Origin of the sequence: Hornefia butyriciproducens (genome assembly GCF_009695915.1) — a bacterium.
Lineage (GTDB): Bacteria > Bacillota > Clostridia > Peptostreptococcales > Anaerovoracaceae > Aminicella > Aminicella butyriciproducens.
The window spans coordinates 291,814-305,055 of sequence record NZ_VUMZ01000001.1; the positions used below are offsets into that span (position 1 = coordinate 291,814).

The following is a 13,242-nucleotide window of genomic DNA, read 5'->3' on the forward strand; positions in this document are numbered from 1 at the left end:
CGGACTATTGCGTTCTGGCTGATTCCGTGCTCACCACCTTCTGCATTACCGTATTCGCCACGGGACCGGCCACAGCACTTCCGTAGCCTCCGTTTTCAACGCAGACGATGAATGCGTACGGATACCCCTCGTTCCGGATAAAGCCGCAGAACCAGGCTGTCGAATTGGCGGTTCCGACCTCAGCCGTTCCGGACTTGGCATAAATCTCAAGTCCCGGATAATTGGCCTGCCCATAGTTGCTCGTCACATTGTTCCGCATCATCCTGCGCAGTATTGAGGCGGTGGATGCGTCAATCATCTGATCAGTAGTCTTCCCTTCACTGCCCGATGTGTGGATGAAACGCGGCTCTACACCGTGACCGTCTCCCGCTATCGCACTGAGATACACCAGCATGGAACAGGGGTTCAGCTGATCCTTCCACTGCCCGATTCCGGCCCAGGCGAGAGACAGAGGTTCATACGCCGGGAACTTGAACGTGCCCCGCGCATTCGTTATACCGTCGATGTCATAAGCCTCCGTCAGTCCTGTCTTTTTCACATAATCTTTCATCACCGATGCACCCACCTTCTGCGTCAGAACAGAAAATGCGCAGTTACAGGAATTCGCCAGCGCCTGAGAGAAATTTTCCCGACCGTGCGCCTGAGTACAGGTGACCTTCTGTCCGCCGATCGTCCGGCTTCCTGTACACGTATAAGACCAGTTCTGGTAATCATCGTAGTTTTCGATGACCGCCGCGGAGGTGACCAGCTTGAATATGGAGCCGGGCGTCATGGTTCCCCGTAGGAATTTGTTCACAAAGGTACCTGAGGCAGCCTTTGCGGCTGACGGCGGGTTCTTCGGGTCGAAGGACGGCGTACTCACCATGCACAGAATTTCTCCGGTTTTGTAGTTATATACTCCCACGCAGCCTTTCCTCCCGGCCAGCGCGTTATAGGCGGTTTTGCTTATATCCTTGTTCACCGTCAAGGTGATATCGTTTCCCTTTCCTGTAATCGAGTAGGTTCCGGTCACGATGTTATATCCGATCATTTTGTCCTGATAGGCGGACAGCGCTCCCGTGGCCACGTTCCCTCTGGAATCCCCCACCGCATGGGCGACTGCTCTCCGCGCCGTCGCATCCTTCAGCCAGGCCGCTTTACCGTCCTTGTTTCCGACCAGAAGTGTTCCGTTCACATCGTAAAGGCTGCCGGAGATCAGTTCCCCGTTGGCAAAGATATGACTGTTATAGGCATATGTTGCCCAGTCCGCTCCCTGTGTTACAAAACGAAAGACGAAAATCCCGACGCCGATCACCAGCACAGCGGCGATCAGGAGACATATAATTGCACGATGCTCCAGCTTTTTCATATCTCGTCGACCTCCTCTCCCAGTCCTTTGTCCTTGAGACTCACTGCAATACTGGCGTTCTGTCTGGTGTCCGCCGCCTTCAGGAAGGCCAGAAGTCCCCAAGAAGCGATCATAGAGGTTCCGCCGGTTGACAGGAACGGGAACGCCACGCCGGTCAGCGGCAACAGGTTTACCGAGCCCAGCACGTTCAGACTGGTCTGCATCAGGAAAATCGCCATGGCGGAACAGGCCGCGATCGTATAATATGTGGATCGGCCGGCCAGAATCGAACGATACGCAAAGACTGAAAGCGTCACGATGGCCGCCACCGCCAAAAGTGCGATGAGCAGTCCCCACTCTTCTGTTACGACGCAGAATACCAGGTCCGTCTCCGAAGCGATAATCCCGTTCAGCCATCCTTCACCGGCGCCCAGTCCGACGAAACCGCCGCTGGCCGCCGCGGTCATAGCCCGCGTCATCTGAAAGCCGGTATTGCTTATGAACTCCGGATCCCACGCGTGGCCCCAGACCGCGAACCGGCTGGCCACATAGGAAGCGGAAGCGAATTTCAGAATCATCAGGCCCCCGGCGAAGGTCACGCCCAGAATCACGATGAGCTTGGTGAAATCCCCGCTTCGGAGGAAGGAGATAATCAGGAAAATGACGAAGAAGATCATCGCTGTACCGAAATCACTCATTGCCGCGAGACATCCGAAGCAGAATACGGCAAATATGGTGAAATACAGTGTATTCCTCCGTCTGAACAGTTCGTCCAGCGACGCCGCGCCTACCCAGATGAAGGCAAGCTTGACAATTTCAGATGGCTGGATAGTAAGACCGCCCAGCTGCACCCAGTTCGACGCACCGTTCTTTGTCGTCCCGAAAAATACATTAAACAGCAGCAGCAGCACCGCCGCCACATACATCACCTTCTTCAGTGCAATAGTGCGGGGCAGATCCCGAAGCCATGTGCACATGAAGAAGAACAGGACGACGCCCATCACAACCGTTATAAACTGCTTGAACACCTGATTCGGCAGACAGGTGGCCGTCACCGCCAGAGAAAGCGTGGACAGGAAGAACGCGATGGTTTCCATCTCGAATCCCCGACGTTTCATTCCCCGAAGGAATAAAACATATATCCACATCAGAACACAGATTCCCAGAAAGGATATGGTTATCTGCGCGTTGTACTTCTCTCCCAGCCCGATCATCAGCTGAATCACTGTCATGATCTGAAACACCGTAAGCGCCACAAGCGACGGCCACGGTGACGCCACCACCGTATCCTCCTGACGGAACTGGATGTTGTTGCGCCGCTCCTCGATGCTGATGGGGAACAAAGTACAGACCGCGCCACCCAGCTGCAGCCGGTCGCCGGCCTTCAGCTGTACCTCCGCATTGGGCCGGACACGCCTGCCGTTCACACTCGCGCCGTTTTTCGACCCGAGATCCATATACTTCCAGACGCCGCTGTTGTCGCGGGTCAGCGTCCCGTGATTGCGGGACACACTCATATCATCGATCTGAATGTCGCAGCTTCTGGCGCGTCCGATCACATTCTCCCAGTGCCGCAAAGGAACATTCATATAATCTCCGATATTCAGATACGCCCAAACTTCAGACGGATTCCGGCTTTTCAGCAAGGAACGGATCGACGTCAGAAGAATAAATAGGGCGAGCAGAATAAATATCCAGCGCGCGAAGGCCGTGTAGATCTGTCCCACATTACTGGTCAGCGTGAACACATCGGCTATCGCCTGCGGGATTCCGGCGAAGAACCCGCCTATTCCTTTTAAGATTCCCAGTATAATCTCCATACATAATCTCCGTAATCATTTTCTGTCATATTTAAGTCACAAATCTGTGTCACAGTATCTATATCACAAAACCTCCGTCGACGCCGATGACCTGTCCGGTTATGAAGGACGCCCTTTCCGACGCGAGGAACAGAATCAGGTCCGCGACCTCCTCCGGACGTCCTGTTCTTCCCAGCGGAGTTTCCTCCCGGAGCATTTCAATGTCCTCCTGTGACAGTCCGCGGTTCATATCCGTATCGATGACGCCGGGAGCCACACAGTTGACCCGTATTCCCGAAGGACCCAGCTCCTTTGCGAGGCTTTTCCCCAGCCCCGCCAGTGCGGCCTTTGTTGCAGAGTATCCCGCCTCACAGGAGGCTCCGGTTCTCCCCCACATTGATGATACGAGGACAATACTCCCCTTGTGGGCGCTGATCATCGGAGGAAGAACCTCACGCAGCACGTGAACCGCACCGTCGAGATTGACACCCCGCAGAAGTTCCCACTGTTCGTCCGTCATATCCGGAAACAGGCCAGTCAGGCTCACTCCGGCATTGCAGACTACAATATCGAAGTCTCCTCCGAAGCTTCTGTTTTCCGACGCTGCCAGCCTGCGGGAGAGTTCTCTTCCCGCCTCCCTGACAGCGGTCTTTACCGCATCATGATCCGCGATATCGCAGCGGACGGGCAGGATGTTTCCCTCGGCTCCGGCCTCCAGCGCAAGAGCCCCGGCCGCGGCACAGCTTTCCTTATACAGAAACACGGTCTCGCAGCCACCGGCCGCCAGACCCCTCACCGTCGCCGCCCCGATTCCCCGGGATCCTCCGGCGACCAGCGCGGTTTTCTTCCTATTGATATCATTACTCATAAAAATATTCTATCACAGGTTGGCAAAAAATTCCACACTAACTTACCGTGCGCTGTCACCGCGCGCCGGCACGCTGTCCAATACGCCCCTTGGAAGTTTTTGCTCAATTTTTTATTATTTTTTGACATATTTTGAACATTTATGCTTGACTTTGATTGAATTTGTGGTAGTATATAGGTGTAAAGAAAATTGATTGAAAATTCTCACGTGACAAAGGAGGGTCAGGATGCTGCAGGAAGAACGCTTTGCTTTTATACTGAAAGAGCTTGCCGAAAAGGGAGCCGTCAAGGTGAACACATTAGCAGAGCAGCTTCATACCAGCCAGTCCACTGTCCGCCGCGATATCCGCGAGCTGGACGAGAGCGGAAAACTCCGAAAGGTCTTCGGCGGTGCTGTGGCACTTGAGCCCTCCGTTAACACCATTGAATCAGATGTGCTCACCAGAGAATCCAGAAACACAGCAGCCAAGGATGCCATCGCCCGGTACGCAGCGACGCAGATTAACGAAAATGATTTCGTCTACATCGATGCAGGAACCACGACCGAGCGGATCATCCCTTATATAGATTCCTCGCTGACCGGCAGCGTGTACTTTGTCACCAACGGCATCATGCACGCCAGACGTCTGGTGGAAAGAGGCTTCCGGGTATTCCTTCCCGGAGGAGTTCTGAAAGCCACCACTGAAGCCATCGTCGGCGCGGGCGCTATGGAATACATTGACAACTGCAACTTCACCAAGTGCTTTATGGGGACGAACGGAGTCGATCCCTCCCGGGGCTTTACAACGCCGGAGATGGACGAGGCCCGGATTAAAGCTCAGGCCATCCGGCACAGCTACATCACCTACGTGCTTTGTGACAGCAGTAAATTTGACAATGTTTCGTCTGTCTCCTTCGGCAAGCTTAACTGCGCGTGCATCGTCACAGACCGTCTGCCAAACGAGATTTACCGGAACATCACCGTAATCAAGGAGGTAGAAGCATGATCTACACTGTTACCATCAGTCCCGCAATCGATTATATCGTTCATCTGGACAGCATGGTTATGGGAGCCACAAACCGCTCCCGGCAGGAGGAATATTACTTCGGAGGCAAGGGGATAAACGTCTCCGTCATGCTGCAGCACCTGGGGGTGTCAAGCGTCGCACTGGGCTTTGTCGCCGGATTCACAGGCGAAGCGCTGGAAAAGGGGCTGCACGATCAGAACATCGCAACCGACTTTGTTCATCTGGGTACAGGGATTACCAGAATCAACGTAAAGATAAAATCAACTCAGGAAACGGAAATCAATGGGCAGGGTGCCATTCCCGAAGAAAAAGACTTTTTACTCCTCATTGATAAGTTAACCAAAATGCGCAAGGGAGACATCCTGGTGATTTCCGGTTCCATTCCGAATGGCTTGCCGGCAGATACCTACGACCGCCTTCTCTCAACAGCTGAGATGCAAGGCGCTCTGCCGGTGGTTGATACAAACGGGGAACTGCTTCTGAGTACGCTGAAGCACCGCCCCTTCCTCATAAAACCGAACCGGGACGAACTCATCGACCTGTTCGGTGAAATAACTCCTCTCGAGGGCGCCGAAAGGCTGCACGCCATGGGCGCCCGCAACGTCATCATCTCCCTCGGCAGAGAGGGAGCCATGCTGCTGGCAGAGGACGGCCGCATCTACCGGTGCGGCGTCCCCTCAGGCAGTGCGATAAATACCGTCGGATCCGGCGATTCAATGGTCGCGGGATTCATTGCAGGCTACAGCACCACGCAGAACTATCAACACGCTCTGAACCTCGGCGGGGCCGCGGGATCTGCGACCGCCTTCACTCCGGGGCTGGCTGACCGGGACAGTATAGAGGCCTGTCTGTCGGAGCTGGAGCAGTAAGAGTTTGTCTCTGAGAAAGGAAATGTTGAAATGCGTACAAAAGATCTTCTGAAACCCCAATCCATTCTTCTCCACGCAGACATCACAGAGAAACAGGAGGCGATCCGCACGCTGATCGAGCTTCATGATCAGGCGGGGAACCTCTCCGACAAAAAAGAGTACACCAAAGGTATCCTGGCACGGGAAGAGGAAAGCACGACTGCCGTCGGCGAGGGAATCGCCATTCCTCACTGCAAAAGCCCGGCCGTAAAGACGCCCGGACTCACTGCCATGACTGTGGATCAGGGCATTGAATACGGCGCCCCGGACGGAAAGCCGTCCAATCTTCTCTTCATGATCGCAGCACCTATGGATGGGGATCTCCATCTGGAGGTGCTCTCCCGTCTGATGATGCTCCTGATGGATCTGGATCTGCGGGCAAAGCTCCTGGCGGCCGATACGCCGGAAGAATTCCTGCAGGCCATCGATGACGCGGAGACCGCGAAATTCCCGGACGAGACGGAAGCCGCTCCCGCAGAGGAAGCCCCCTCCGCTGCGACACACAAAATCCTGGCCGTGACCGCCTGCCCAACCGGCATCGCACATACCTATATGGCCGCGGAGGCGCTGGAGCAGCAGGGCGAAAAGATGGGGATCTGGCTGAAGGCGGAAACCAACGGCTCCGGCGGCGCGAAGAATGTCCTGACGCCGGAGGAAATAGCAGAAGCGGACGGCATCATCGTCGCCGCAGATAAAAATGTGAAAATGGCCCGTTTCGACGGCAAACCGGTCGTCATCACGAAGGTTGCGGACGGCATTAACAAGCCCGAGGAGCTGATCAGCCGCATTCTGAACGGCGAGGCTCCGATCTACCATCATCAGGGCGGCGCGGAGGAGGATTCCTCAGGTGCTTCCGAAGGAGAATCCATCGGAAGAAAAATTTACAAGGATCTGATGAACGGCGTGTCCTATATGCTTCCGTTCGTCATCGGCGGCGGAATCATGATTGCGCTGGCGTTCCTGATCGATACCATCGCCGGGGCCCCCAGAAACAGCGATTTCGGAACCTACACCGCTGCGGCGGCCTTCTTCAAGACCGTCGGCGGATACGCGTTCAGTTTCATGCTCCCTGTTCTCGCGGGATTCATCTCCATGAGCATCGCTGACAGACCCGGCCTCGCAGTCGGCTTCGTCGGAGGGTATATCGCAACAGTCGGCAGTACCTTCGCTGACCCGGCCGGTCAGGCGGCGGCTGTCTCCGGATTTCTCGGAGCGCTTCTGGCAGGCTTCGCCGGCGGATACATCGTGCTCCTGCTCAAAAAAATATTCGCATTCCTGCCCAGAGCGATCGAGAATATGCTGCCGATTCTCATCCTGCCCCTCTTCGGAATCATATTGATGGGCGCGTTCATGTGCGCGGTCAATCCGGCCGTTGGAGCGCTGAACACCGCTATGACCCACGGTCTGAAATCCATGGGAGGCACAAGTCAGATCATTCTCGGGATTATCGTCGCAGGCATGATGGCCATCGATATGGGCGGTCCCTTCAACAAAGCTGCATATGTGTTCGGCACCGCCGCTCTGACAACAGGCGACTTCAATATCATGGCAGCCGTGATGATCGGAGGCATGGTTCCGCCCATCGCAATCGCGCTGGCAACTACCTTCTTCAAAAACAGATGGACTCCCAACGAACTGAAATCCGGACCGGTGAACTACATCATGGGGCTGTGCTTCATCACTGAAGGCGCCATCCCCTATGCAGCTGCGGATCCGCTTCGCGTCATCCCCTCCTGCGTTGTGGGATCGGGACTGGCCGGCGCTCTTTCCATGGCGTTCGGATGCACCCTTCGCGCCCCGCATGGCGGAATCTTCGTATTCCCGGTAGTGGGAAATGTCGGCGGCTACCTGATCGCTCTGGCCGCAGGCGCTGTCGCCGGGATGCTGATGCTGGCCCTTCTTAAGAAGAAACAGACCCAGTCCGTGCCGGCGAAGCAGACTGAGGAAGCCGCCTGACGCGGCGTCCTCACCGAATCATATTTTGTATCCGGAATCATATTTGGTAACTGAAAGTTTATATATATAAATATAAGGAGAAATCACTATGGTAAGCAAGCAACTCAAGGTAACTAATTCCCAGGGCTTCCACATGCGCCCCGCGACAGTCTTTGTCAACGCGATGGCAAAGTACAAATCCGACGTCACGATTAATTTCAACGGCCTGACCGTCAACGGCAAAAGTCTGATGAATCTCATCGCGGCGTGCATCAAGTTCGGCAGCGAAATCGAAGTCGTCTGCAGCGGCGAGGACGAGCAGGCGGCGCTGGATGAAGCCGTCTCCATGATCGAATCCGGTCTGGGGGAAGAGTAAACCGCAGCACGGTAACAGAAACGCAGGTGAAATTATGATTTTGAAAGGAATCGCAGCATCCGAAGGAATCGGCATCGGAACAGTACGGGTCGTCATTACAACGCCGAAAGAAATCTCGACTGCCGCACCGGAGGATACTGAACAGGAAGTCGCCCGTTTCAACGACGCGCTCGAAGGCTTCTGCGCGGATACTGAAACGATGGCAGCGGAACTGGAGCAGGCGGCCTCCGAAAAAGAGGCGGGAATCCTCCGCGGACACATTCAGCTAATCCGCGACCCCTTTGTGCTTCAGCAGATCACGGACGAGATCCGCAAAGGACTCAACGCGGAATCCGCGACAGACCGGATCCTGAACTCGGTCATCGAAATGTTTCGGGCGACCGGCGACCAGCTGACTATGGAACGGGCAACGGACATTGCTGACATCAAGACGCGTCTGATCATGCACCTTCAGGGTATCGAGGATGTGGATCTGGCCAAGGTTCCGGCGGGTACCGTCATCGTCACAGAGGATCTCACTCCCTCTATGACGGTGGGGATCACAAAGGATTCCGTGGCCGGCATCGTCACCGCCAGCGGCGGCTATACCTCGCACTCCGCAATCCTGTCCAGGGCGCTGGAGATCCCGGCGGTGCTGAGCGTACAAAATCTTCTGGACAGCGTTCACGACGGCGACACGGTCATCGTGGACGGCACAGAGGGCTCGGTTATTCTCTCTCCCACCGACGAGGAGATTGAGAAGTACACGAAAAAGGCCGAGGAATTTCAGGAAATGAAGCTGCGCCTTGAGGCCTTCCGGGGTAAACCTTCTGTCACCGGTGACGGGGAACTCCGGGAAATCGTCGCCAACATCGGAACGCCGGCGGACGGCGTAATCGCTAAAGACGACGATGCGGAGGGCGTCGGCCTTCTGCGGACGGAATTCCTCTATATGAACCGTCCCTCCGCACCGCTGGAGGAAGAGCAGTACGAGGCGTACAAAAAGGTGGTTCAGACCTTCGGGGACAAGCCGGTCATCATCCGCACGCTGGACATCGGCGGCGACAAAGAGATTCCGTATCTGAACCTTCCCAAAGAGGACAATCCCTTCCTCGGGTACCGGGCAATACGCTTCTGCCTGAACAATCACGACCTGTTCCAGGCACAGCTCAGAGCACTGCTTCGTGCTAGCGCATACGGAAATCTTCGTATTATGATACCAATGATCACCCGCGTGGAAGAGGTTCGTGAAGTTAAAAAGCTCCGCGACCGGTGCATCGAGGATCTGACCCGGGAAGGGAAGCACTTCAACCCGGACACCCCCATCGGGATTATGGTCGAGACTCCGGCCGCCTGTATGATGGCGGACAGACTGGCCGCCGAGGTGGACTTCTTCAGTATCGGAACCAACGATCTGACCGGGTACACCATGTGCGCGGACCGGGGAAACAGTCAGGTCGCCGACCTCTATACGGCGTATGATCCCGCGGTACTCCGCAGCATCAAACGCATCTGCTCCTGCGCCCACAACGCGGGCATCCCGGTGGGCATGTGCGGCGAAGCGGCATCGGATCCGGCGCTGATTCCGGTTCTTCTGGCCTTCGGGCTGGATGAATTCAGCGTCAGCCACGAAAAGGTGCTCAGCACCCGCTACAACATGTCTTTGTGGACCAGAGTCGAAGCGGATCACATCGCAAGGCACGCTCTCGCAAGAGACAGCGCCGCCAATATAAAACGCTATCTTAAGGATAAAGTAAAAAGGAGGATCTCAAGATGAGTATCAGATTAGCAATTAATGGTTTCGGACGTATCGGCAGACTCGCATTTCGTAAGGTATGGGCGGACGACAGCTTCGAAGTCGTCGCGATCAACGATCTGACCAAGCCGGAAATGCTGGCTTATCTGCTGAAGTACGACACCGTTCAGGGCGGTTATCACGGACACACCGTCGAGTATGACGACGATTCCATCACCGTGGACGGCAGGAAGATTACAATTTACAAGGAAGCTGACGCGAAGAACCTGCCCTGGAAGGATCTGAATGTCGATATCGTTCTGGAATGCACAGGCTTCTACACCTCCAAGGCCAAGGCTCAGGCTCACATTGACGCCGGCGCAAAGAAGGTCTTGATCTCTGCTCCTGCCGGAAACGATATTCCGACGATCGTATTCGGTACCAATCATGAGACTCTGACCCCGGAAGACAACATCGTTTCCGGTGCCTCCTGCACCACGAACTGCCTGGCGCCGATGGCGAAGGCTCTGAACCAGTACAGAGAGGTCAGAACAGGATTCATGACCACGATTCACGCCTACACCGGCGATCAGATGATTCTGGACGGACCGCAGAGAAAAGGCAATCTGAGAAGATCCAGAGCCGGCGCGCAGAACATCGTACCGACAAGCTCCGGCGCCGCCAAGGCGATCGGTCTGGTCATCCCCGAACTGGACGGCAAACTGATCGGCTCCGCACAGAGAGTTCCGGTTCCCAGCGGATCCATCACCATCCTGGACGCAACTCTGAAGGACATGACCGACAGCGTATCCGTGGAAGGCATCAACGAGGCCATGAAAGCCGCTTCCAATGATTCCTTCGGCTACACTGAGGATGAAATCGTTTCCAGCGACACCATCGGCATGAGCTACGGCTCCCTGTTCGATGCGACCCAGACCCTCGCTCAGAAATGCGGAACCCATATCTACGAGGTAAGAGTCGTCTCCTGGTACGACAACGAAATGTCCTACGTAAGCCAGCTGATCAGAACTCTGGATTACATGGCGACTCTGAAATAACAGCCGCCGGTCATCACCGGACATTAATCAAAACAAAAACTCAGGCAAATACTGCGGGTGCTGCTCACAGATATTGCCTGAGATTTTTATTTTTTCTTCATCCTGCTCCTCAAAGCAGAGAGAGTCCTCCCGAAACAAGCAGGAACGCCGGCAGGATTACGAAAAGGATATCCCATATCATGCTCCTCTTTTTCTGATGTCTGATGTCATCAATGCAGTCTTCCGTAAATAACGTTACAGCAACCGCAAAACAGAATAATCCTGCTATCAGAAATCCCCGGCTGCCTTTGTCTGCCAGATTATATAGAAGCAGTCCGAAAATAAGGATTCCTGTTTTTACCATCCACCTGGTTTTTCCCTTGTCCATTCAAGATTCCTTTCAGAAACTATTGATGTTCTCTCCCTAATGCGCGTTGTTTGATGCGCAGCCAGCATTATTGTGGTTTGATTAGTAAGTAGTACAGCCACATGCTTCGCTTATTGTAACATAAATAACACCGCCACCTTGGTGTTTTTTTATTTTCTTATGCCGCATGGTAAATTTCAATCCATGTTTAGAGTATTTTTTTGGTAAATAGTCATTTATCATCTGCATCAAATACGCAACGGCAGATGCTGCATTTGCAGCAATTGCTGAAAACCCTACAAAAACCATGGCCCATGCTATTAATGCAGCATATGTAGTCACAGTGCCTAAGGCTTTTGCCATTGTTTTGTAACTAACTTTTTTACTCCATGTCCCACTTGCCTTAGATAGCATTACTTGATTAACACTCCTTGATTCTTCACCGTTTTCGATATGGATTATTTCACCTGTAATACTCGAATAAACAGTATTATCTATTAAATTTTTAACAAAATAATACTGTTCGTTTGTATCTACGTTTACACAATCTACTCGTAGTTCATTTGCAGTTTGTGTAACTTTCAACACTGTTTCCATTCCAGACTCTGTAACTAATATTTTATTACTAGACAAAGACTTTACCTCAACATTTTTTTCTTTCCCTACTTCGTTTATAGTTGCTGTGCCTGCAAATATTCCTGAAGTTGAAAATATTAAACATACGCTAATTATCATCACAAGCATCAACTGCCTTTTTTCTCTATACATTTCGAACCTCCAAAATCAATACTGCATTTAATATTTCTACCCAAATCTACAAAATACTGTTTCTTCACTATGTCATATAATCTCACCTGTTATGAAGTGACCTCCTGTCAAGTGTTTTCGTGAGATCACCACATTTCCCTTTCTTTAGTTTTAACGCCGGGTACAGAGGCAGAACCTCAGATCTAACAGTCCCCAGCCTTGGCCACTCTGTTATTCGTGGATTGGTTACCAACAGGTCAATGGTCCGCCGTGAATCTTGCCGTCTCCTAGCGTGAATCAAAATATATGAATTATATAATGTCAACAGAGGTGAGCCGGAAATAATTCGGACCTTAAAGTGCTCCAAGGCTCTGCCTCTGTACCCAGCGTTGTTTTAGTTGATGTTGCCTGTGTTCATGCCCCAAATGAAGCAGGCTAGTTCTCTTGCCACTGCCGTGGCTGCGACATTTCTGTTTATGTTTTTCTGTAATGTCATCCGGTAGAACTTCCTGCGCAGTCTCTCATTGGCTTTATCTGCGTATGCAACTACTTCCGGGGAGCAGTTTTTCTGCCGTTCTTTCAGAACTACGGATTTATGTCCTATTGTTCCCCTCGTATAGTTCTGTGCTGCCTCTACAAGCAATCGCCGCAAGTGACTGTTCCCTGCTTTCGTAATACTTAGTCGGTTCACACTGTCCGAAGTCGTGTTCTCTTCGGGTACCAGCCCCAGAAACGCTGCAAGCATCGGTGCTTTTTCAAACCTCTCGAAGTCTCCGACCTCCACGAGCATTGACAATGCCGTATGTGTCTTTATCCCAAGCAGGCAACTCATATTTTTCACTTTTTCGTTGTATTTTTCCTTACCGGCTAATTCCTCGATCCGTTCGTCAAACCTCTTGATCTTGTCTACGAGATACTCGTAAGTGATCAGATATTCTGACAGTGTTTCTTTGTCCAGACCTTCCAGTTCCATATTCCTGAACCACTTTACATGTGCTATCGTCCAGTAGGTTTTCCCACCTTCAAAGCGTTTCCCCTTCCTGAGTACGAATGACAGTATCTGCTGCTTGATCTTCTTCAGCATCAGCTTCTAATCGTCTCCCGAAAATATGCCTTCATATATATAAACCTCAAAAGTTACGAAAATGTGACATTATT

The 13,242-nt window shown here is 53.0% G+C and carries 12 protein-coding genes; 6 read left to right on the top strand and 6 right to left on the bottom strand.

Annotation, left to right across the window (positions count from 1 at the left end; all coding sequences use genetic code 11):
- Positions 1-4: 4 nt before the first annotated feature.
- From FYJ64_RS01310 to FYJ64_RS01320, 3 genes are read right to left on the bottom strand one after another with little or no spacing between them, the layout of a single operon-like run.
- Positions 5-1,348 (bottom strand): penicillin-binding transpeptidase domain-containing protein, encoded by a 1,344-nt coding sequence (locus tag FYJ64_RS01310; RefSeq protein ID WP_154573442.1) that lies wholly within the window; start codon positions 1,346-1,348, stop codon positions 5-7.
- Complete coding sequence (locus FYJ64_RS01315) at positions 1,345-3,147, bottom strand: FtsW/RodA/SpoVE family cell cycle protein (RefSeq protein ID WP_154573443.1); 1,803 nt, start codon at positions 3,145-3,147, stop codon at positions 1,345-1,347. Before FYJ64_RS01315 ends, FYJ64_RS01310 begins: the two co-directional genes overlap by 4 nt.
- A gap of 58 nt (positions 3,148-3,205) precedes the next feature.
- Entirely contained in the window at positions 3,206-3,994 is a 789-nt protein-coding gene (locus tag FYJ64_RS01320; RefSeq protein ID WP_154573444.1) for an SDR family NAD(P)-dependent oxidoreductase, read from the bottom strand.
- Between the two features lie 226 nt (positions 3,995-4,220).
- On the opposite strand from FYJ64_RS01320, the gene FYJ64_RS01325 reads away from it, so the two are divergent.
- The 6 genes from FYJ64_RS01325 to gap all read left to right on the top strand — a co-directional run bounded on the left by FYJ64_RS01325 (position 4,221) and on the right by gap (position 10,991).
- Entirely contained in the window at positions 4,221-4,979 is a 759-nt protein-coding gene (locus tag FYJ64_RS01325) for a DeoR/GlpR family DNA-binding transcription regulator (protein ID WP_154573445.1), read from the top strand.
- Complete coding sequence (locus FYJ64_RS01330; protein WP_154573446.1) at positions 4,976-5,869, top strand: 1-phosphofructokinase family hexose kinase; 894 nt, start codon at positions 4,976-4,978, stop codon at positions 5,867-5,869. Before FYJ64_RS01325 ends, FYJ64_RS01330 begins: the two co-directional genes overlap by 4 nt.
- Before the next feature lie 30 nt (positions 5,870-5,899).
- Positions 5,900-7,864, top strand: coding sequence for a PTS fructose transporter subunit IIABC (locus tag FYJ64_RS01335; protein WP_154573447.1), 1,965 nt, complete (start codon positions 5,900-5,902; stop codon positions 7,862-7,864).
- Between the two features lie 88 nt (positions 7,865-7,952).
- Entirely contained in the window at positions 7,953-8,219 is a 267-nt protein-coding gene (locus FYJ64_RS01340; RefSeq protein WP_075714652.1) for an HPr family phosphocarrier protein, read from the top strand.
- 34 nt (positions 8,220-8,253) lie between these two features.
- Complete coding sequence (gene ptsP, locus FYJ64_RS01345; RefSeq protein ID WP_154573448.1) at positions 8,254-9,975, top strand: phosphoenolpyruvate--protein phosphotransferase; 1,722 nt, start codon at positions 8,254-8,256, stop codon at positions 9,973-9,975.
- Positions 9,972-10,991 carry a type I glyceraldehyde-3-phosphate dehydrogenase gene (gene gap, locus FYJ64_RS01350; RefSeq protein ID WP_154573449.1) on the top strand — a complete coding sequence of 340 codons (1,020 nt, stop codon included), beginning with the start codon at positions 9,972-9,974 and terminating at the stop codon, positions 10,989-10,991. Before ptsP ends, gap begins: the two co-directional genes overlap by 4 nt.
- A 109-nt stretch (positions 10,992-11,100) precedes the next feature.
- Here the strand turns inward: gap and FYJ64_RS01355 are convergent, their stop codons facing one another.
- The 3 genes from FYJ64_RS01355 to FYJ64_RS01365 all read right to left on the bottom strand — a co-directional run bounded on the left by FYJ64_RS01355 (position 11,101) and on the right by FYJ64_RS01365 (position 13,168).
- Positions 11,101-11,358, bottom strand: a complete 258-nt coding sequence (locus tag FYJ64_RS01355; RefSeq protein WP_154573450.1) for a hypothetical protein — start codon at positions 11,356-11,358, stop codon at positions 11,101-11,103.
- An 81-nt stretch (positions 11,359-11,439) separates the two neighbouring features.
- Entirely contained in the window at positions 11,440-12,105 is a 666-nt protein-coding gene (locus tag FYJ64_RS01360; RefSeq protein WP_154573451.1) for a hypothetical protein, read from the bottom strand.
- Positions 12,106-12,478: 373 nt separating this feature from the next.
- Positions 12,479-13,168 (bottom strand): transposase, encoded by a 690-nt coding sequence (locus tag FYJ64_RS01365; RefSeq protein WP_235897068.1) that lies wholly within the window; start codon positions 13,166-13,168, stop codon positions 12,479-12,481.
- Positions 13,169-13,242 lie beyond the last annotated feature (74 nt).